This window comes from Providencia sp. PROV223, from assembly GCF_028479245.1.
GTDB classification, from domain to species: Bacteria; Pseudomonadota; Gammaproteobacteria; order Enterobacterales; family Enterobacteriaceae; genus Providencia; species Providencia rettgeri.
The window spans coordinates 70059-90669 of the sequence record NZ_JAMPNG010000005.1 but is presented as its reverse complement, the minus strand read 5'-3'; the positions used below and the strand labels follow the sequence as shown (position 1 = coordinate 90669).

Here is a 20611-nt window from a genome sequence, read left to right as displayed (position 1 = left end):
ATAATTATGGATAAAAAGAAGTATTATCACGAACTTTCAGACAATCTCTCTGCGCTACTTGCAGGGGAATATGATTTAATTGCAACCTTAGCAAATACCAGTGCATTATTATATGACTGTTTAGAAGGGGTTAACTGGGCTGGTTTTTATCTCAGTAATGGGCAAGAATTAGTACTGGGTCCTTTCCAAGGTAAAGTTGCGTGTGTTCGGATCCCTTTTGGTAAAGGCGTGTGTGGAACAGCGTTTAGCAATAACCAAGTTCAGCGTATCGAAGATGTTCATGCATTCCCAGGTCATATTGCCTGTGATGCAGCAAGTAACGCTGAAATTGTCTTTCCTTTGGTAGTTAATGGGCAAATTATCGGGGTTTTAGATATAGATAGCCCAAATATTAGCCAATTCGACCATGAAGACGAAAAAGGGCTACAGCACCTTGTAAACCAGTTGTGTCAACACCTGGCAATGTGTTCTATGCCTAAATATCACTAAATAATGGTCAGTTAAATTAATAGTAACGTGGCAATTGTCAGCAACACGATTATAATGTCGGCTTGTTCATGCCCGTGAGGTTGGCAAAATCGTTGTTATCAGGAAATTTCATGGAAAATCAACCTAAGTTGAATAGTAGTAAAGAAGTTATCGCATTTCTAGCAGAGCGTTTTCCTCGCTGTTTTATCGCTGAAGGCGAAGCACGTCCGTTAAAAGTCGGAATTTTTCAAGATATCGTAGGGTGCTTAAAAGAAGAAGATGGTATTAGCAAAACGCAATTGCGTTCTGCATTACGCATGTACACTTCTAGCTGGCGTTATCTCTACGGTGTTAAAGAGGGCGCTAAACGAGTTGACCTAAACGGTGAAGATTGTGGTGAATTAGATGCAGAACATATTGCACATGCGCGCCAACAATTAGCCGAGGCGAAAGCTCGCGTTCAAGCACAGCGTGCTGAACAAAAAGCGCAAAAACGTCCAGTTGCACAAAAAACGGGTGATAAAACACCACGTACACAAGACGCAACTAAACAAAAAGCGCCTCGCCGCCGTCCAACAGACAATAAAGAACGCTCGCAAAATACATCAGCTAAAGCCCCTCGCCGTAATACACCTGCACCAGAGCAAAATCTGAAATCAGTGACTGACATCAACACACTCCAAATTGGTCAAACTTTGAAAGTCAAATTCGGTACCAGTGTGATGGACGCCTCTGTTTTAGAAATTGCGAAAGATGGTGTTAGGGTTCAATTGCCAACAGGGCTGGCAATGATTGTACGCGCGGAACATTTAAAGTTCTGATACGGAGGTCAATCAGGTCATGAACAAACTTCTTAAAATTGCACTGGTGGTCAGCCTAGCGACTTTTGGCAGTGCAATAGCTAATACTCAAGCAGTGACTCCGGTCACTGCGGCTCAGTTACCAGTCTTAAAGCAGAGTGCACAGCACGGTACGGTGAGTGAGAGAGTGACATCTCGGTTCACTCGTTCACATTACCGCCAATTTGATTTAGACAGTGCGTTTTCTGAGAAAATATTTGATCGTTATCTTAATATGTTAGATTTCGGCCATAATGTTTTACTTCAATCCGATATTGACCAATATGCCAAAGATAAGGGCAAAGCAGGTCAGTGGCTTGAGGATGGCAAATTAGATACGTTCTATGACCTGTATAATCTGTCTCAGGAAAGACGTTTCGAGCGTTTTAAATATGCGTTGGCTCGTTTAGAGCAACCTATCGATTTAAATGCGACAGACTCCATTGAAGTTGACCGTTCTAAAGCACCGTGGCCTAAAGATAAGCAAGAACTTGATCGTCTATGGGACCAAAAAGTCCGTTATGACTGGTTGAATTTAAAACTATCAGGCAAAGATGATAAAGAAATCAAAGAAAAATTGACGAAACGTTATAATTTTGCGTTGCGACGTTTAACGCAAGCGCAAAGTGAAGATGTTTTTCAATTGATAGTTAACTCTTTTGCTCGTGAAATCGATCCACACACAAGTTATCTATCGCCTCGTAATACTGAACAATTCAATTCAGAAATGAGTTTATCATTAGAAGGAATTGGTGCGGTCTTACAGCAAGATGATGAAAATACGGTTATCAACTCATTGGTTGCTGGGGGCCCAGCAGCTAAAAGCAAAGAGCTAAAAGTCGGCGATAAAATTATCGGTGTAGGCCAAACGGGTAAACCTATTGTTGATGTGGTTGGCTGGCGGCTTGATGATGTGGTTGCTTTAATTAAAGGCCCGAAAGGAAGTAAAGTTCGGTTGGAAGTCGTTTCTGATACTAAAGGGGCGAAACCTCATATAGTCACCATAGTTCGGGAGCAGATCCGGCTAGAAGACCGAGCTGTCAAGCTGACAATAAAACAGCAAGGTAAAGATAAAATTGCTGTTTTGGATATTCCAGGTTTTTATGTTGGTTTAACGAATGATGTTAAAACTCAATTGCAAAACATGGCAAAAGATAATGTTTCCGCATTGATTATTGATTTACGTGGTAATGGTGGCGGAGCATTAACTGAAGCAGTCTCTTTATCTGGTTTGTTCATTCCACAAGGGCCGATTGTCCAAGTTCGTGATAACAATGGCCAAGTTCGCCAAGATATCGATGACGACGACGTTATTTACTATAAAGGTCCTCTCGTTGTTTTAGTTGACCGTTTTAGTGCATCTGCATCTGAGATTTTTGCTGCGGCAATGCAAGATTATGGTAGGGCGATGATTGTTGGTGAGCCGACATTTGGTAAGGGAACAGTTCAGCAACACCGTAGTTTGAGTCGTGTTTACGACCAAATGCTGAAGCCAGAATGGCCTTCCTTAGGTTCTGTTCAGTATACTATTCAGAAGTTTTATCGGGTTAATGGTGGTAGTACACAGCGTGAAGGGGTCACCCCTGATGTAGTCATGCCAACAGGCCAAGATCCCGCAGAAACGGGTGAAAGTTTCGAGGACAACGCATTGCCATGGGATAGCATTCCACCGGCAAAATACACGCCTGTTGGTGATGTTTCTTCTGATTTATCGTTAATAAAAACGCAGCATTTGGCGCGTATTAGCAAAGACCCTGAATTCAATTATATTGATGAAGACATTGCACGCTATAAAGTAAACAAAGAAAGTAAGAATCTTATTTCACTCAACTATGCTGAACGTCAAAAAGAAGATTCTGAAATTGAAGCGACAAAACTGAAACGTATAAACGAACGTAATACTCGGGAAGGCAAGCCGCTATTGAAATCAATTGATGATCTGCCAAAAGATTATGAAGGACCAGACCCATACCTTGATGAAACGGTGAAAATGGCGATCGACTTAGCGAATCAGCACACTAAGCTATTATCAAATAATAAATAATATCCCTCTTATTATTTGTCGGGTTAAGCCAGCATTAAGCTGGCTTAATTTTTGTGTCTTTTCAATACAATCTAAATACATACAGCAAAACAGAAACTGAACAATAACGTATTATTAATTTGAATTTTTTTAGCAAGTATCCCCTAGATAGATGCAGTTTTATGCTGTGTTTACTTTATTTTTTAAAATGACTGACTGAAATTAATAATTAACTATAGGTTTCTTTACCTTTACTTAATTTATCCTAAACTTTTGGTATAGATTCCTTAGCAACGAGGCAATACCATGCGTAAATTATTTGTAGGATTAATAGCAGTGAGTGTAATGATGGTTGCATCTATTAACACAGCGAATGCAAGAAACTACCCTTGTTCTGGAAGTAAAGGGGGAATTGATCGCTGTGAAGGTGGTAAATTTATTTGTAATGATGGTTCTACGAGTCGCTCAGAGCAAGTGTGTACTATTGAACTAAAAAATGATATCAACAGTAAAGCGAAAGCCGCTGGTGCTGTGATTGGTGCAGGTGTTGCCAAACAACCAAGTAAACCGTCTGTATCTGATTCAATAAAAAGTACGAGTGATAAAGCCGGCAAAACAGCTTCTGATAAAGCCAACAAGGCCAGTGACAAAGCATCTGGTACTGCTAAAACAGTAAAAGAAAAGGCCTCTAAAACAGCGGATAAAGAAGTTAAAGAGGTGAAAGAAAAAGCGCCTAAAGCCAAAGATAAAGAGTCAGCTAAAGCAGCAAAAGAAAAAGCGCCTAAAGCCAAAGATAAAGAGTCAGCTAAAGCAGTAAAAGAAAAAGCGTCTAAAGCCGCAGATAAAGAGTCGGCCAAAGCAGTAAAAGAAAAAGCGCCTAAAGCCGCAGATAAAGAGTCGGCCAAAGCAGTAAAAGAAAAAGCGTCTAAAGCCAAAGATAAAGAATCGGCTAAAACAGCAAAAGATAAAGTAACAAAATCGACTAAAGAAAAAACTAATTAGCCTTAGAACAAAACAACAGATCGAGATAGAACAAAATAGTGCCACTTAATGTGGCATTATTTTTTAATAGAATGAAAGTAAAAATGAATATTCATTCATTTGGTGAACAAAATGAGTGATAAGATAGATAAATACACTAAATTGCTTTTGGTGATTGACCAAACAGCTTTATCGTTTCAATTAAAATTAACTTTAAATTTAAATGGTTATTAAATGAACCTTTAAAAACAAATGGTTAAATTTTTATCGTAAGAAGTTATAATTTATTTAGATTATGATAATGAGTTTTTAGCATAGCTATGTAAAGTTATGTTATTTTTTAGGGTTTTCGCGTTAATGCACTTGAAAAAGTGTGAAAAAACCTTATTTATAAAGTAAATTCTACGTATATTTGTTTTTACCAAGGAATACATAAAAAATGATGAGAATTGCTTTATTCTTACTCACGAACTTAGCGGTTATGTTTGTGTTTGGGATAATCCTAAGCTTAACTGGGATCCGTGGTAGTAGTGTTCAAGGTCTGATGATCATGGCTGGTCTATTTGGCTTTGGTGGTGCTTTCATATCACTATTAATGTCTAAATGGATGGCGCTGAAATCAGTCGGTGGCGAAGTTATCGAAACTCCACGTAACCAAACGGAACAATGGTTAGTCTCAACCGTTGAGCGCCAAGCACAACAAGTTGGCATTCAAATGCCACAAGTGGCTATCTATCATGCGCCAGATATCAACGCGTTCGCAACAGGTGCCCGTCGAGATGCTTCACTTGTCGCGGTGAGTACTGGGTTATTAGAAAATATGAGCCGTGATGAAGCGGAAGCGGTTATTGCTCATGAAATTAGCCATATTGCCAATGGCGACATGGTGACGATGACTTTATTACAAGGTGTCGTGAATACGTTCGTTATCTTTATTTCGCGTATAATTGCACAGGTTGCGGCAGGTTTTATGTCCAACAGTGATAACGAAAGTGAGAGTAGCAATGGTAACCCAATGGTTTATTTCGCGGTTTCTATGGTGCTTGAAATCGTATTCGGTATTTTGGCGAGCATCATCACTATGTGGTTCTCTCGTTATCGTGAGTTCCATGCAGATGCTGGTTCGGCGAAATTAGTTGGTCGTGAAAAGATGATAGCTGCTTTGCAACGGTTAAAAACGAGCTATGAGCCACAAGAAGAAGGCCGTTTGATGGCGTTTTGTATTAATGGTCGTGGTAAAGCATTTAGTGAGTTATTTTTATCACACCCGCCATTAGACAAACGTATTGAAGCATTGCGCTCAGGTGAATATTTAAAGTAGCCGAGATAATGAGTCTAAGTTAGCTTTATACAGACAATAATTTTAGCATCTGCCCAGTAATAGTTTAATTACTGGGCATTTTTATTGATACAATATGTAAAATATATTCCCTCAAAATACTCATTCGTATCTAACAAACTCAATCTTAATTTCGATTCGCAATTAATTGTATTAATAACTGTAATCGATAAACCACAAGTGAGCTTACTCACAATCTTCTACTTTAAATGATGAATTATTGAAATTTAATTCGCTTTTATGCCACTTTTAATCTTTATTAAATTGATAAGAAATTGTTATTAATTTGATTGCTTTGTTAATTAATACAAGTTAATTGGGGGTAGGATGGATTTGATAACTACGTGGTTAAGTGAACTAAATGGGGTGGTATGGGGAGTACCAATGCTTGTTGGGATCTTAGGCGTTGGTATATATATGCAAATCCGGCTCGCATTTTTACCGATAAGAAAAATTGGAACGGGTTTTAAGTTATTATTTCAAAAGAACGAATCACGCGGTGAGGGGCAAATATCACCTTTTAATGCATTAATGACAGCGTTATCAGCAACTATCGGTACGGGGAATATTGCCGGGGTTGCGACGGCAGTTGTCATGGGCGGGCCTGGCGCATTATTTTGGATGTGGATGACGGCATTGGTAGGAATGGCAACAAAATACTCTGAGGCTGTGTTAGCTGTTCGTTTTCGTGAAGTGGATAAATATGGCCAGTATATTGGTGGGCCAATGTACTACATTAAAAATGGCTTAGGCCCTAAATGGATTTGGTTGGGAACATTGTTTGCCTTTTTTGGTGCATGTGCCAGTTTTGGTATCGGAAATACAGTACAAGCGAACTCAGTGGCAGATGTACTAGAAAGTAACTTTGGTGTGCATAAATGGTTGACCGCCGGGGTTTTAGTTTTATTAGTTGGTGCGGTGTTGATTGGTGGGCTGCAACGTATCTCTGATGTTGCAGGAAAACTTGTCCCATTTATGACCGTTGCCTATTTTGGTGCGGGTGTCATTGTACTTGGCATTTATTTTACTGAGATCCCTGCGGCACTTTCACTGGTTGTTACTTCGGCCTTTAACCCAGTTGCTGCCCAAGGTGGGTTTGCGGGGGCGGCAGTATGGGCTGCAATCCGTTTTGGGGTTGCACGAGGCGTATTTTCCAATGAAGCTGGTTTGGGTAGTGCACCTATCGCCCATGCCGCTGCAAAAACACAAAACCCTATTCGCCAAGGACTTATTGCGATGTTAGGGACATTTATTGATACTATCATTGTGTGTTCTGTCACGGGGTTAACTATCATTATAACTGGTGGGTGGTTGACTAGTGAAACAGGAGCGACATTAACCGCATCATCATTCCAAACGGCAATACCAGGTGGAAATTATATTGTTGCTATCGCATTAGCCATATTTGCATTTACCACTATTCTGGGTTGGAGTTTTTATGGCGAAAAATGTGTGCAATATTTATTTGGGTTGCGTGCGATAAAGCCATATAGAGTGTTATGGTTGATTGCTTTACCTATCGGTGCAACACAATCACTTGATTTTGTTTGGTTATTGGCAGATACATTAAATGCCATGATGGCGATCCCTAATTTGATTGCCTTGTTGCTGTTAAGCCCCGTTGTTTATCGGTTAACACGTGACCATATAAAAGATGTGAATGCAGACAGCATTGATATGGCAAAACAGTTCTACGACAACAAATCATAAACCAGCGATAATAAGCTTCATTTTAATAGTGAAGCTTATTATTTCGTCAATATCTCCCGTTATTCATCAATCTTCTCTATGGATAGTATGTAAATCATATATTTTTATAGGTAAAATCACGGAATTGCGTTAAATGCGCTATGCTTATAATAGATCGTGTAAACCATACGTATTTTATAAATTAAACAAGGGGATAGAATGGATATTATTGAGAAAACGTTATTATTTGGTAATGATTTTTTGACAACGACAAACCCCGCTAGGTTAGTTCCGTTTAAATTTGAGATCTATCGTTCTGAGCAAGGTTTTTACCATCGGGTGTATAAGCAAGTTGGTATGTCAGGGGCTAACTTTGGACAAACGTTTCAAGTGTGGGCTTTTGAAGAGCAAAAAAGTTGGGATAAGCAAACCGACGATACAACAGTTGATGAATACATTCAGCATTGCCAAGATATTTATAAACGCAATAATACATAAGCTGTAGAAAAAAAAGCCCCCTTCATAGGGTTCTGAAGGGGGAGCTAAATGAATAAAGAATGGTTTAATTCATGAATAAAGATAGATGATTTTCACGATTAAAACTTAGTTATTTGTGCAGTTTAAACCACTTAACAGTAGGTATATCCTTAAAATAGCATTTATCGCTAAATAATCTATTGGCGATACCCTGTTTTTATCTGTTCTAACGTATTTTTGTAGGTTTCTGCTTGCTTTTCGTCTTCCATTTGTGCAATTTCGCGCTGCATCTTAATTAAGATTTTACCTGCATCCGCTTGGCCGATAGCTTTTAGCATATGTGTCAGTAAATTTTTAAGACAAGTCACTTCATCCGCTAAAGTATTAACGTTAGGTTCAGTTGGAAAATGGTTTTTCATTAAAGCGGTCCTTTGAGCATAAAAAATAATAGTGAGATTGTAGCATAGAAAGTAATGCGATGTGTTTTCAGATAACTGAATGTAATAAATATTCAGATAAGTGGCTTAAATTTAAACAAATAGTTAAATGGTATAGTTGGGGAAATAAAAATAAGTAGGCATGATATTTTTCTTGCCAATAGCTCAAGGGAACCTTTATGAGTAATGAAAAATCGTGATACAATTCACAAAAAAGTGTTGTTAGCAATATAGATTGCTCAGTAACGACTCAATCCTGTACTAAATACCAATATCCTTTCGCAGCATTTTTTACATACGGTTAAGCCGTTGGCATCTATTATTTGTGGGAAAGTGAAGGCTAAGAGAAATATGACGCAAGTTTCTAGAAAAACAGCTTGGATCCGTGTAATAGCATTAGCAGTTGCTGCATTTGTTTTTAACACAACAGAGTTTGTGCCTGTTGCATTACTCAGTGATATTGCAAAAAGCTTTGACATGACGGTCGCACATACTGGATTAATGATAACAATCTACGCGTGGGTTGTGGCTTTGATGTCGTTACCTTTGATGCTATTAACCAGTAAAATAGAGCGTCGCAAATTATTAGCTTTCTTATTTGTTATCTTTATTGTTAGTCACATCATTTCAGGGTTTGCGTGGAGTTTTGATATTTTAATAGCAGGGCGTATTGGTGTCGCTTTATCTCACGCAGTCTTTTGGTCAATTACGGCATCTTTAGCTATTCGGGTTGCTCCTGCGGGTAAAAAAGCTCAAGCACTTGGGTTATTAGCGACGGGAACGGCATTGGCAACAGTATTAGGTCTTCCTCTTGGCCGTGTAGTTGGGCAATTCTTAGGTTGGCGAGCGACATTTTTAGGTATTGGTGTTATAGCATTGTTCACTATGGTTGTGTTGATTCGCTTTTTACCACGCTTACCAAGTGAACATTCAGGCTCGTTAAAAAGTGTGCCGATGCTATTCCACCGGCCAGCACTCGTTGGAATGTTTGCGTTAACCGTTTTGGCAGTTACTGCACATTTTACGGCTTACAGTTATATTGAACCTTTTGTTCGCGAAGTTGCCTTACAAAGCCAAAACTTTGCCACTTTACTACTACTGATTTTTGGTGGAGCGGGTATTGTTGGAAGTGTAATATTTAGTCGCTACAGCAGCAAATTTTCATTATCATTTTTACCTGCAGCAATCGCATTTATGACGATTTGCTTATTATTATTGATGCCATTAGGTAGAGATGTTTGGTCGTTGATTATGTTATCAGTGTTCTGGGGAATGGCCATGATGTGTATTGGTTTAGGAATGCAAGTTAAGGTCATTGATTTATCTCCAGATGCCACCGACTTGGCTATGTCAATTTTCTCTGGAATTTTTAACATTGGCATTGGTGCTGGCGCACTGTTAGGCAATCAAGTTATTGTTCATATGGGAATGACCCAGATTGGTTATATTGGCGGTGCGATTGGTGTCATAGCATTCATTTTGTGTGTCTATTTATTCAAGCGCTATAGTGAGTCTCTTAACGATAGAGTAGACGTTGCCGCAAATCACTAACTCGCATTCTCATCATGAAGTCGAGATGAAAGCTCTGTGTTATTTTAATGATAAACAGAGCTTTTTATCGTTATCTGAGTAAATAATCAAAAAAGTGATAAGTTTTATCATAACTAATTCTAATAACAAGGAAATATAATGAAGGGGCTGGGTTTTTTATTAATGTCTATTATTGCCGAAGTCATTGCAACGACAACACTGAAGGCGTCTGATGGTTTTAGTCGTTTTTGGCCATCGTTGATTGTTATTATCGGTTATGCAGTCTCTTTTTGGGGGCTTTCGCAGGTAGTAAAAATCATGCCATTGGGTATTGCTTATGCAATTTGGTCAGGTTTAGGAATTGTATTGGTTTCTGTCGCTGCAATTTTTATTTACAACCAAAAACTCGATTTACCTGCAATTATTGGTATGCTATTAATTATTATTGGTGTCTTAGTCATCAATCTATATTCAAAAAGCGGCGGGCACTAAGCGGTTATTGCAGAATGTTCAGGCAGCATCTTTGGAGAAGCAGGAAAATGAGGCATAGGGTTAATCAATTTTTTAAACCAGTACTAACAATGTTACTCACTGGGGCTATATCTGTCATGCTATCTGCGTGTGGTAGCTCAAACATAGATAACTCTGTGGAACATTCTGCGAGTCAATATGCTCAACAAGTGGTCAATTTAGGCCCTGGGGCACAAGAGGCCTGTGTTTCAGCGGGTGGGTTACCAGCGCTCACATTAGAATTAAATGGGTCACAAACAGCTGTATGCCAATTTGCGAATGGTAAACGTTGTGCTGTTGACATTATACAATCGGGTGCTTGTATATAACTCTTCTTTTTATGAAGTTAATTAACCTTTTATTAATCATTAATATGAGGTTAATTAACTATATGTATTCATTTAAATTAGTTTTGTTTTAATATTTATCTTTTCATTTATTGAGTTGTATTTTCATTTCTTATTCTTAAGTCGTCTAATTACGAGCATCTATTTAAGTGCTTATTTTAATTATTGATATTTAACGATGATATTACTAATATTAAATAACAAAGAATATTTTAGATAATTATAAAAGCACATATAAAGACATTTACATTTATTAAAGAGTAATGCCAAATGAAAAAGAAAATTGAAGAGTATGATGGCCCCGCTGCCGGTTGGGGGGCTGTAAAAGCAGTTGCAGAAGCATTACGTGGCCAAATGAAAGTGGGTCATGACATAATTGCGATGTTTGAAATGAATAAGGTAGACGGCTTTGATTGCCCTGGCTGTGCGTGGCCTGACCCAGTACATACGGCGTCATTTGATATTTGTGAGAATGGTGCAAAAGCAATTGCTTGGGAAGCAACATCTAAAAAAACAACGCCGGAATTTTTTTCTAAATATACTGTAACAGAATTACTTGAGTGGGATGATTTTCATTTAGAGGATGAAGGGCGTTTAACTCACCCCATGAAATACAATTCACAAACAGATAAATATGAACCTATCGAATGGGAAGATGCATTTCAACAAATAGGTACGCGTTTACAAAGTTATTCAGACCCAAATACTGTTGAATTTTATACATCAGGTCGAACTTCAAATGAAGCCGCATTCTTATATCAGCTACTTGCTCGTGAATATGGCACAAACAATTTCCCTGATTGTTCAAATATGTGCCATGAACCAACGAGTGTTGGTCTTGCTGACTCTATTGGTGTCGGCAAGGCGACAGTATTGTTGGACGATTTTGATAAAGCGGATTTAGTTATATGTATAGGTCATAACCCTGGGACTAACCACCCGAGGATGTTGAGCTCATTGCGTGAAGTTTCTAAACGTGGTGCTAAAATCATTGCCATAAATCCTTTAAGAGAGCGTGGTCTTGAACGTTTTACCTACCCGCAAGACGTGGTAGAAATGCTCACGTTAGAGTCTACTCCTTTAGCTGGACACTATTATAAAGTTCGTGTTGGTGGAGACACTGCGTTACTTAAAGGTGTGATGAAGTTATTGATTGAAAAACACCAAGCTGCAGTCGATGCAGGAAAAGAGCCTATTCTTGATACTGAATTTATATCAACTCATACACAGGGTTATGAAGCTTTAAAAAATGACTTACTGACAACGAGTTGGAAAGATATTTTAAGGGTTTCTGGCTTACCGCGTGAGTCTATCGAAGAGATTGCGGATCTTTATATTGAGGCAAAAAGTACCATTATTTGTTATGGCATGGGGATCACTCAGCACGAGCATGGTACGCAAAACGTTCAGCAACTCGTTAATTTATTACTACTGAAAGGTAATATTGGTCGGGAAGGTGCGGGAATTTGCCCTCTGCGTGGTCATTCGAATGTTCAGGGTGATAGAACCGTTGGTATTACGGAAAAACCGTCAAAAAGCTTTTTAGACAAAATTGAACAACGATTTGGTTTTAAACCACCAAGCGAATTTGGTCATGCAGCCGTCGCGAGCATGCAAGCCATTTCTGAAGGAAAAGCGAAGGCTTTAATCTGCATGGGCGGAAACTTAGCAGTTGCCATGCCAGATAAAGACGCTTGTTTTGCAGGTATGAAAAAGCTTGATTTAGCGGTGCACACAGCAACTAAACTAAATCGCTCCCATTTATTAACCGCTAAGCAGACATTTTTATTACCTGTATTAGGTCGCAGTGAAATAGACAGGCAAAGTAGTGGTGTGCAATGTGTGACCGTAGAAGACTCAATGTCGATGGTTCACGCTTCAAAAGGTTTACTTAAACCGTGTAGCCCTTATCTTAAATCTGAGTGTGCGATTATTGCAGGGATAGCTAAAGCGACAATACTGCAGAGTAAAGTTGAATGGGATGATTTTATCGGCAATTACGATTTAATTCGTGACGCAATGGAAGCGGTATTACCTGGTTTTGATGATTATAATGCACGCATTAAAATACCCGGAGGATTCCATCTGACTAATGCGGCTTCTGAGCGTCGTTGGTTAACGCAATCAGGCAAAGCTAACTTTGTACCGACAGAAGGTGTTATTGAAGACCCGAACTCAGCAGTTAACAGTGAACTCATTTTGGCAACATTACGTAGCCATGACCAATATAATACTACAATTTATGGATTAAATGACCGATATCGCGGTGTGTTTGGGCAACGAGATGTTGTTTTCATCAGTGGTGCAGAAGCCCAAAAACAGAAGTTACAAGCGGGAGATAAAGTGAATCTCATCGCATTAGACCGCGAGCAGAAACCAACAAAACGCCGTTTAGATAACCTCACTGTGGTGATTTATGATATGGCAGACCGTAGTGTTGCCACTTATTTCCCTGAAGCTAATAATTTAATTTCGTTGGATAATTTCGACCCGCAATGTGGTATTCCTGCGTATAAAAATATCCCTGTGAAATTAGAACGAGTCATTCAATAGGTTAATTTTATTACTTAGGAACCCCAAATGTTGAATATAACATTTGGGGTTTAAAGGCTATTTTTTGGCTGGGAAGAACTGGCTGATGATAACAATGATTGCAACTAAGAGATAAGCCACGAAGATACCAATTAACCATTGTGGCATATCAAGCCCTAAGAATGCCCACTGTCTAACGGCACAGTCACCCGTAGCTTCGAATACTGCTGGTACCCACTCTTGTAATGGTAACCAATCAGGGAAATTAACGAAGAAATCACATGATGCAAATGGTGAAGGATAAAGTTGTAGCATGGTATGCTCCCATGCAAGGTCTAAACCGCGCCAAGCAGAATAAACCCAAATAAGAATAGCAACCCAGCGTATGACCATGTTCCGTGGTGCTATCGCTCCAATTAAGCCAGCAACCATAATGCCAAGTAATGCAACACGTTCATAGATACACATAACACAGGGTTGTAGTTTCATAACATGCTGAAAATATAAAGCCGCGCACTCGAGCATAAAGGCAATAAATGCCATGAGTAGCCAAGCGCCTCTTCCTTGCGAACAGTAGTTAAAAAATCTGAACATACTTAGTATCCTAATTGAGTAATGCGCACATTTTGCCCCTATCGGCCCGATAAAAAAAGCAATTAAAGTGAAATAATGCAATTTTAGAGAGGGTTTTACCTAACATTACAATTAGCCGTATTGGTGCACGGCTAATTGTTTAAAGTATAGTTATTGTGCGAACGTAATCAACCCGATGCTTTCCATCCAATGTGTGATGGGAACTAGCCAGAATTCAACCCCTAATAGCCCAACAATGGTCATTACGAAGGTATATGGCAGTGCCATCCACACCATGCGGCCGTAAGATAAACGGATCAGAGGTGATAACGCAGACGTTAATAAAAACAAGAAGGCAGCTTGCCCATTAGGTGTTGCAACAGAAGGGAGGTTAGTCCCTGTATTTATTGCGACAGCTAATAATTGGTATTGTTCCGTTGATACTAAACCTTCATTTGCCGCTTTTAAGGCTTCAGTAATATAAACCGTCCCTACAAATACGTTATCTGACACGGCAGAAAGTAGGCCATTAAACAGATAGAACAATGATAATTGTGACGATTCAGAGGATTGCAACACAAACTGAATAAATGGAGTGAATAATTGCTGGTCAATGATTACAGCAACAATGCTAAAGAATACGGTCAGTAATGCGGTAAATGGTAACGCTTCCTCAAAGGCTTTACCTAGCGCGTGCTCCTCTGTGATACCACAAAATGCGGTTGTCAGTACGATGACGGATAGGCCAATAAGACCAACTTCCGCTAAATGGAAAGCAAGGGCGACAATTAGCCAAATACCAATTAAGCCCTGAATGACCAACTGCGCAAGATCTTTTTTGGTGCGTTTCGCCGTCAGTTTTTTATCGTGCTCAGTTAAAATCTGACGCACAGAGTCTGGAAGTTCAGCACCGTAGCCAAATAACTTGAATTTTTCCACAACAAAACAGACGACTAAGCCACAAATAAAAACAGGTATAGTGACAGGCGCCATGCGGATATAAAAGGTAATGAAATCCCAGTCAACATGTTTAGCAATGATGAGATTTTGTGGCTCACCAACCATAGTCATGACACCACCTAGCGCGGTACCAATACCAGCATGCATCATTAAACTACGTAAAAAAGCCCTAAATTGTTCGAGGGTTTGTTTTTGTTCTGCACTTTTAATGAAACCATCATTTTGCAAGTCTGTGTTGCTAGGTTGATTAGAGGCATATTGGTGATAGATAGAATAAAAACCAATTGAAACACTAATGACGACAGCAATAACGGTCAGTGCATCTAAAAATGCAGATAAAAATGCACTCGCCATACAAAAAGCAAGGGAAAGAATGCGTTTAGAACGCACGTTTATCAACAGTTTGGTGAATACAAACAGCAGCAATTGTTTCATGAAATAGATACCAGCTACCATAAAAATCAGTAACAAGATAACTTCAAGGTTATTGCTAATTTCATGTGAAATTTGTGCAGGGGTAGTCATGCCGATAATTACGGCTTCTATAGCGAGAAGGCCACCGGGTTGCAATGGGTAACATTTGAGAGCCATTGCTAATGTGAATATAAATTCAACAACTAATAACCAGCCTGCGACGAAGGGACTGATAAAATAGAAGATAATAGGGTTAATTATTAAAAATATAATAATTGCTAATTTGTACCAATCAGGCGAGTTTCCCAGAAAATTTTTCAAAAAAGCCGTTTTTAAACTAAAATCCATTATGGTTCGTTATCCTCTTTTATGCGGATGTCGTGTATTGTGCTATACATACTACTCTTATCTTTTACGGATTTTAAGCTTATTTGCTAATTGATAATGCATGAATTATATGGAAATTCTATGATTTGCTTCACTCTTTATTTTTAGTCTAACTATATCAGGTGATGACAATCTGGTATGATTTGCCCAATATCCGTCTAAATGTTTGGAATAATAAAAATATGGTTATTAAAGCTCAAAGTCCGGCTGGTTTCGCGGAAGAGTATATTATTGAGAGCATATGGAACAACCGCTTTCCACCAGGTTCAATTTTACCCGCGGAGCGCGAGCTCTCGGAATTAATCGGTGTGACACGAACAACCTTACGTGAAGTGTTACAACGTTTGGCTCGTGACGGCTGGCTAACCATTCAGCATGGTAAGCCAACTAAAGTGAATAACTATTGGGAAACGTCTGGCCTAAATATTTTGGAGACATTGGCTCGGTTAGATCACGATAGAGTGCCACAGCTAATTGATAATCTCTTGGCTGTACGTACCAATATCGCTGCAATTTTTATTCGTACTGCATTTCGTAACAACCCTGAGCAGTCATTGGAGGTTTTAGCGGGTAGGGAAAAAGTTGAAGATAATTCAGATGCCTTTAGTGATTTGGATTATAACGTGTTCCGTGGGCTGGCTTTTGCATCAGGTAATCCCATCTATGGATTGATCATTAATGGCCTCAAGGGGCTCTACACAAGGGTAGGCCGTTATTATTTTTCTAACCCAGATGCGAGGCGTTTAGCGCTGAACTTTTATCAGCAACTTGCTAATTTGTGTCGTGAACAAGCTTATGACCGTATTATGGAATGTGTCAGAAATTATGGTAAGGAAAGTGGCACTATTTGGCATAGTATGCAAGGTAATATGCCTAGCGACTTAGCACACATCCGCTAAATTCGAATGACTCTATCACCAATTAAACCAGCTGATAATTTTTGCGGCTGGTTTTTTTGTTTTTTAAGCTTTAAAACGGCTTGGGGCTAGTTGTCAATTATTGGGGCACGCACAGGACTTAGCAGCGAATAATCCACTTTCTTGTGTGATAGGTCCAAATCCACTCTATCAGTCCAATCCAGACCATCGGGAAGCGGATGGTCAGTTTTAAATAAACAATGGTAATCAACCCTTACTGGATAACTGTCTATGACGATGGCAGGGCTGAGGCATACAGAAATAGGTTTAGTGCTTAAACAGATAATATCTCCTTTATCATAAACTTGTGTTCTTAAAGCGAGAGATGATTTACAAAGTTCATCGGCAAGACTCATCCCTGCAGATAAAAATAAAATAATAAATAAGGTAAATAATTTTCTTTTTCTAATCATGGGGATACCCTAAATTCTAATTGATTAATAAGATGATTTGGTTAGTTTATTTCATTATTAAGATGACTAATTCGATGGAGCAGTCAAATTATCTATACAATCATAATTTAAAGAGATAAAAAAATAGCATCATTAGTTTTGTTAAATGTTGTTAAAAATGGTTAGCGACATAATGTTTCAATATTAAAGTATTAAATACTGAATTTATTAGTTAAAGAAATCATCAATAATTGATTTTATTGGATTAATACATTGAAAATCAATAGGATATTAAATAACCTTAAAATCTTCAGTGAGAATATTCATCTGTAATGTAAATGAGATGTGAATCAAAATGGATTTATTATCTGTATTGTTAAAAGTGTTAATTCACCATATTGGCAAATAATTCCTAGAATATTATCCTAAAATAAATGATGCATACTTTTATTTTGTGGGGAAGCTATGAAAATTCTAGTGTTAGGTGCAGGAGTGATCGGTGTAACAACAGCATGGTATTTAGCACAAGAAGGGCACGAAGTGCTGGTGGTGGATAGACAACATGATGTCGCAGAAGAAACAAGTGCAGCAAATGCAGGGCAAGTATCCCCTGGGTATGCAACCCCATGGGGAGCTCCCGGGATCCCCCTTAAAGCCGTGAAATGGATGTTTGAAAAACATGCACCTCTGGCGATACGCCCAGATGGAACGTTATTTCAGTTGCGCTGGATGTGGCAGATGTTAAAAAATTGCGATATTCAACATTATGCAATGAATAAAAGTCGTATGGTACGTATCGCCGAATACAGTCGCGATTGTATTCGCCAATTAAGAGCAGATACAGGTATCGAATATGAAGCTCGTCAGGGTGGTACCTTACAGCTTTTTCGTACTACTGAGCAGTTCGATAATGCAGCGAATGACATTGCAGTCTTACAGCAAGAAGGTGTTCCGTACGAACTATTAGCATCAAATGAATTAGTTAAAGCGGAACCTGCGTTAGAATTTGTCAAACACAAGCTCACCGGTGGGCTGCGATTACCCAATGATGAAACAGGGGATTGCCAGCAATTTACCAAAAAATTGGCAAAGATGGCACAAAATGCTGGAGTTCAATTCAAATTTGGTAGCCATGTAGAACAGATTTTAACAGAAGGAAATAAAGTTAGTGGCATTAAAATTGATGGTGAAATTTTGCAAGCGGACAGATATGTCGTTGCAATGGGCTCTTATTCTACTTCAATGTTACAAAGCCTAGTTCAAATTCCGGTCTATCCACTCAAAGGCTATTCATTGACTATGCCAATTATCGATGAACAGCGTTCCCCAATGTCCACCATCTTGGATGAAACATACAAAATTGCAGTAACGCGGTTTGATCAGCGCATTCGAGTTGGTGGAATGGCTGAAGTTGTTGGTTTTAATTTGAATATCCTGAAAAAACGCTGCGAAACATTGAAAATGGTGGTACAAGATTTGTATCAAGGCGGTGGTGATATTGCACAAGCACAATTTTGGACGGGCCTGCGTCCAATGACACCAGATGGTACTCCAATAGTTGGGCCGACAGCATACGGTAATTTATATTTAAATACTGGGCATGGGACACTGGGTTGGACAATGGCTTGTGGTGCAGGGAAACTGCTGGCAGATTTAATTTCAGGGAATACACCGGAGATAGCGTCTGATGATTTATCGGTATTTAGGTATCTTGATGGTTTTAATACCAAGCTGACTACTCATGGTGATTTAACACCAGCACGTTAAGTGTTTGATATTTTATACTATTGTAATTTTAGAATTAATTAAACGTACTAAGGAATTAAAATGCCGCGCCCAATAAGTGCTGTCATTCATCTACAGAATTTACAACATAATTTGTCTGTCGTACGGCAACATGTTGGAAAATCAAAAATTTGGTCAGTTATGAAAGCAGACGGTTATGGTCACGGCATCAAGCAAATTTGGCCTGCGCTAAAAGAAACGGATGGCTTTGGGGTATTAGATTTTGATGAGGCCATTTTATTGCGAAAAGAAGGGTGGAAAGGGCCAATTCTATTGTTAGAGGGTTTTTTCCAGCCTCAAGATTTACAATTAATTGACCAGTATAATTTAACAACTAGTGTTCATAGTGAGTGGCAATTATTCGCCATTGAAAATGCCCAATTTTCATCACCAATTTCAGTCTATATTAAGCTAAACAGTGGAATGAATCGGTTAGGTTTTCCACCGAACGATTACGAAAATGTCGTACGACGGTTATCTAAAATGCCGAATGTACGTAGTTTAACGTTAATGAGTCACTTTGCTAATTCAGATACCAAAACCGGCGTTGCTGAGCCTTTTCAACAAATCCAGCAATTTGAACACTTATCTTTAGAAACCTGTATCGCAAATTCAGGGGCAACACTGTGGCATAAACATACGCAATATGATTGGGTCCGTACGGGGATTTTACTGTATGGTGCGTCTCCAAGTGGAAAAGCTACTGATATATCTGGGTTGGGCTTGAAGGCAGCGATGACTTTACAATCAGAAGTGATTGCTATCCATGAAATTCCAGCAGGTCAATCAATTGGTTATGGTAGCCGGTTTACATCAACTAAACCGATGCGTATTGCGACAGTGGCGTGTGGTTATGCCGATGGTTACCCTCGGCATGCTGCAAATGGAACGCCTGTATGGTGTAAAGGTAAACGTTGTGCGCTATTGGGCGCGGTTTCGATGGATATGCTGACAATTGACATCAGTGATTGTGACGATGTTAAGCTTGGTGAGCGAGTAGAGATGTGGGGGCAAAATTTACCGGTTGATGAGGTGGCGCAAGCCGCGGGGACAATAGGTTATGAGCTACTCTGTGCGCTTGCAAAAAGAGTTCCTGTTTCTTATAAAAATAAAGTAGAATAATTATTAATCAATCACGCTAAAAACAGTTAGAATTTAGCTTTAAATGTGATTTTGATTACGAATATTGGGATTATAGCTATATTGATATAACATATAGCGGTGATCTATTTCTCATTATTTTTAGGTTAAATATATGTCTAAAGCAATTAAATTAACGACACTTGCTGTGGCTTTGAGTGTGTTATCTGGGGCCGCGTTTGCTGGAACTTGGTCTGTTGGGGGTTCAGTATTAGCGCAATCAACACCTTATAAAGGAATTAAGAGCCGTGATTATGTCACGCCAGTGCCTATTGTTAATTATGACAGTGAGAACTTCTATTTTCATACATTAGCAGCTGGTTATTACCTATGGAATGATACGCAAGACCAACTATCATTAGATGCTTTTTATTACCCGCAATTTTTTAAACCTAAAGACAATGATGATAAAGCAATGCGTGAATTAGACCGTCGCCGTGATACGGTGATGACGGGGCTGACTTATCGTCATAACGCTGATTGGGGTACGCTGAGAACGAATATTTCTGGTGATATCCTAGGTATCAGTAATGGTATTCGTGGTGAATTCGCCTATCTGTATGGTTTTGAAGGTGATAAGTGGTCAATCACCCCAGGTCTTGGTATTAAATGGGATAGCAAGAACCAAAACCGTTATGAATATGGTATTTCTTCAAAAGAATCACGTAATAGCGGTTTAAAACGTTATAACCCAGGTTCAAGTTGGACACCATACGTTGAAGTGACAGGAAATTATCGCTTTGATGAAAATTGGACGGTATTTGCAATGGGCCGTGTTGACCGCCTACCAAGTGAAGTGAAAGATAGCCCAATGGTGAATAAAGATGTTTCCGCCATTATGTGGACAGGTGTCACTTACACATTCTAAGTT

General features: G+C 39.0%; 19 protein-coding genes. 15 read left to right on the top strand and 4 right to left on the bottom strand.

The genetic code is table 11. The annotated features are described in order from the left end of the window. Positions 1 to 6: 6 nt before the first annotated feature. From PR767_RS08045 to PR767_RS08015, 7 genes are all read left to right on the top strand, one after another. The gene (locus tag PR767_RS08045) at positions 7 to 489 is read left to right on the top strand and encodes a GAF domain-containing protein (RefSeq protein ID WP_004911236.1); all 483 of its coding nucleotides are present in this window, start codon (positions 7 to 9) and stop codon (positions 487 to 489) included. Between the two features lie 110 nt (positions 490 to 599). Then, positions 600 to 1289, top strand: coding sequence for an RNA chaperone ProQ (gene proQ / locus PR767_RS08040; RefSeq protein ID WP_272520111.1), 690 nt, complete (start codon positions 600 to 602; stop codon positions 1287 to 1289). A gap of 19 nt (positions 1290 to 1308) precedes the next feature. Next, on the top strand, positions 1309 to 3351 hold the full coding sequence (prc, locus tag PR767_RS08035; protein ID WP_004911231.1) for a carboxy terminal-processing peptidase: 2043 nt from the start codon (positions 1309 to 1311) through the stop codon (positions 3349 to 3351). A 285-nt stretch (positions 3352 to 3636) separates the two neighbouring features. Further along, positions 3637 to 4332, top strand: a complete 696-nt coding sequence (locus PR767_RS08030; RefSeq protein WP_004911230.1) for a hypothetical protein — start codon at positions 3637 to 3639, stop codon at positions 4330 to 4332. Positions 4333 to 4750: 418 nt separating this feature from the next. Next, positions 4751 to 5632, top strand: coding sequence for a protease HtpX (gene htpX / locus PR767_RS08025; RefSeq protein ID WP_004911228.1), 882 nt, complete (start codon positions 4751 to 4753; stop codon positions 5630 to 5632). Between the two features lie 345 nt (positions 5633 to 5977). After that, positions 5978 to 7360, top strand: a complete 1383-nt coding sequence (locus PR767_RS08020; protein WP_042851602.1) for an alanine/glycine:cation symporter family protein — start codon at positions 5978 to 5980, stop codon at positions 7358 to 7360. Between the two features lie 198 nt (positions 7361 to 7558). Continuing rightward, positions 7559 to 7837, top strand: coding sequence for a hypothetical protein (locus PR767_RS08015; RefSeq protein ID WP_272520110.1), 279 nt, complete (start codon positions 7559 to 7561; stop codon positions 7835 to 7837). A gap of 176 nt (positions 7838 to 8013) precedes the next feature. On the opposite strand, the gene PR767_RS08010 is transcribed toward PR767_RS08015, so the two are convergent. Then, positions 8014 to 8235 carry a DUF2594 family protein gene (locus PR767_RS08010; RefSeq protein ID WP_102138673.1) on the bottom strand — a complete coding sequence of 74 codons (222 nt, stop codon included), beginning with the start codon at positions 8233 to 8235 and terminating at the stop codon, positions 8014 to 8016. Positions 8236 to 8604: 369 nt separating this feature from the next. Between PR767_RS08010 and PR767_RS08005 the strand changes: the two genes are divergently transcribed. The 4 genes from PR767_RS08005 to PR767_RS07990 all read left to right on the top strand — a co-directional run bounded on the left by PR767_RS08005 (position 8605) and on the right by PR767_RS07990 (position 13193). Then, entirely contained in the window at positions 8605 to 9804 is a 1200-nt protein-coding gene (locus tag PR767_RS08005) for a sugar transporter (RefSeq protein ID WP_109913261.1), read from the top strand. Between the two features lie 138 nt (positions 9805 to 9942). Continuing rightward, positions 9943 to 10275, top strand: coding sequence for an SMR family transporter (locus PR767_RS08000; protein ID WP_004911220.1), 333 nt, complete (start codon positions 9943 to 9945; stop codon positions 10273 to 10275). 47 nt (positions 10276 to 10322) lie between these two features. After that, positions 10323 to 10622: a DUF333 domain-containing protein gene (locus tag PR767_RS07995; protein ID WP_004911219.1), complete on the top strand. Its 300-nt coding sequence runs from the start codon at positions 10323 to 10325 to the stop codon at positions 10620 to 10622. A gap of 288 nt (positions 10623 to 10910) precedes the next feature. Continuing rightward, positions 10911 to 13193, top strand: a complete 2283-nt coding sequence (locus tag PR767_RS07990; protein WP_267747975.1) for an FdhF/YdeP family oxidoreductase — start codon at positions 10911 to 10913, stop codon at positions 13191 to 13193. A 57-nt stretch (positions 13194 to 13250) separates the two neighbouring features. Here PR767_RS07990 and dsbB read toward each other — a convergent pair whose 3' ends face one another. Then, positions 13251 to 13766 (bottom strand): disulfide bond formation protein DsbB, encoded by a 516-nt coding sequence (gene dsbB, locus PR767_RS07985; RefSeq protein WP_004911215.1) that lies wholly within the window; start codon positions 13764 to 13766, stop codon positions 13251 to 13253. 150 nt (positions 13767 to 13916) lie between these two features. Further along, positions 13917 to 15467, bottom strand: a complete 1551-nt coding sequence (nhaB, locus tag PR767_RS07980; protein ID WP_109913260.1) for a sodium/proton antiporter NhaB — start codon at positions 15465 to 15467, stop codon at positions 13917 to 13919. 221 nt (positions 15468 to 15688) lie between these two features. Here nhaB and fadR point away from each other — a divergent pair, with 221 nt between their 5' ends. Then, complete coding sequence (gene fadR / locus PR767_RS07975) at positions 15689 to 16405, top strand: fatty acid metabolism transcriptional regulator FadR (RefSeq protein ID WP_004911211.1); 717 nt, start codon at positions 15689 to 15691, stop codon at positions 16403 to 16405. 86 nt (positions 16406 to 16491) lie between these two features. Here the strand turns inward: fadR and PR767_RS07970 are convergent, their stop codons facing one another. Next, positions 16492 to 16836, bottom strand: coding sequence for a hypothetical protein (locus PR767_RS07970; RefSeq protein ID WP_272520109.1), 345 nt, complete (start codon positions 16834 to 16836; stop codon positions 16492 to 16494). Between the two features lie 444 nt (positions 16837 to 17280). Here PR767_RS07970 and PR767_RS07965 point away from each other — a divergent pair, with 444 nt between their 5' ends. From PR767_RS07965 to PR767_RS07955, 3 genes are all read left to right on the top strand, one after another. Further along, the gene (locus PR767_RS07965) at positions 17281 to 18582 is read left to right on the top strand and encodes a D-amino acid dehydrogenase (RefSeq protein ID WP_272520108.1); all 1302 of its coding nucleotides are present in this window, start codon (positions 17281 to 17283) and stop codon (positions 18580 to 18582) included. Between the two features lie 60 nt (positions 18583 to 18642). Continuing rightward, the gene (gene alr / locus PR767_RS07960; RefSeq protein ID WP_004911204.1) at positions 18643 to 19722 is read left to right on the top strand and encodes an alanine racemase; all 1080 of its coding nucleotides are present in this window, start codon (positions 18643 to 18645) and stop codon (positions 19720 to 19722) included. A 133-nt stretch (positions 19723 to 19855) separates the two neighbouring features. Continuing rightward, entirely contained in the window at positions 19856 to 20608 is a 753-nt protein-coding gene (locus tag PR767_RS07955) for a MipA/OmpV family protein (RefSeq protein ID WP_004911202.1), read from the top strand. Positions 20609 to 20611: the final 3 nt, after the last annotated feature.

Bases quoted from the DNA above. Each gene is read 5' to 3' on its own strand.
- PR767_RS08045 (WP_004911236.1), top strand. From the start codon at position 7: ATGGATAAAAAGAAGTATTATCACGAACTTTCAGACAATCTCTCTGCG.
- proQ (WP_272520111.1), top strand. From the start codon at position 600: ATGGAAAATCAACCTAAGTTGAATAGTAGTAAAGAAGTTATCGCATTT.
- prc (WP_004911231.1), top strand. From the start codon at position 1,309: ATGAACAAACTTCTTAAAATTGCACTGGTGGTCAGCCTAGCGACTTTT.
- PR767_RS08030 (WP_004911230.1), top strand. From the start codon at position 3,637: ATGCGTAAATTATTTGTAGGATTAATAGCAGTGAGTGTAATGATGGTT.
- htpX (WP_004911228.1), top strand. From the start codon at position 4,751: ATGATGAGAATTGCTTTATTCTTACTCACGAACTTAGCGGTTATGTTT.
- PR767_RS08020 (WP_042851602.1), top strand. From the start codon at position 5,978: ATGGATTTGATAACTACGTGGTTAAGTGAACTAAATGGGGTGGTATGG.
- PR767_RS08015 (WP_272520110.1), top strand. From the start codon at position 7,559: ATGGATATTATTGAGAAAACGTTATTATTTGGTAATGATTTTTTGACA.
- PR767_RS08010 (WP_102138673.1), bottom strand. From the start codon at position 8,235: ATGAAAAACCATTTTCCAACTGAACCTAACGTTAATACTTTAGCGGAT.
- PR767_RS08005 (WP_109913261.1), top strand. From the start codon at position 8,605: ATGACGCAAGTTTCTAGAAAAACAGCTTGGATCCGTGTAATAGCATTA.
- PR767_RS08000 (WP_004911220.1), top strand. From the start codon at position 9,943: ATGAAGGGGCTGGGTTTTTTATTAATGTCTATTATTGCCGAAGTCATT.
- PR767_RS07995 (WP_004911219.1), top strand. From the start codon at position 10,323: ATGAGGCATAGGGTTAATCAATTTTTTAAACCAGTACTAACAATGTTA.
- PR767_RS07990 (WP_267747975.1), top strand. From the start codon at position 10,911: ATGAAAAAGAAAATTGAAGAGTATGATGGCCCCGCTGCCGGTTGGGGG.
- dsbB (WP_004911215.1), bottom strand. From the start codon at position 13,766: ATGTTCAGATTTTTTAACTACTGTTCGCAAGGAAGAGGCGCTTGGCTA.
- nhaB (WP_109913260.1), bottom strand. From the start codon at position 15,467: ATGGATTTTAGTTTAAAAACGGCTTTTTTGAAAAATTTTCTGGGAAAC.
- fadR (WP_004911211.1), top strand. From the start codon at position 15,689: ATGGTTATTAAAGCTCAAAGTCCGGCTGGTTTCGCGGAAGAGTATATT.
- PR767_RS07970 (WP_272520109.1), bottom strand. From the start codon at position 16,836: ATGATTAGAAAAAGAAAATTATTTACCTTATTTATTATTTTATTTTTA.
- PR767_RS07965 (WP_272520108.1), top strand. From the start codon at position 17,281: ATGAAAATTCTAGTGTTAGGTGCAGGAGTGATCGGTGTAACAACAGCA.
- alr (WP_004911204.1), top strand. From the start codon at position 18,643: ATGCCGCGCCCAATAAGTGCTGTCATTCATCTACAGAATTTACAACAT.
- PR767_RS07955 (WP_004911202.1), top strand. From the start codon at position 19,856: ATGTCTAAAGCAATTAAATTAACGACACTTGCTGTGGCTTTGAGTGTG.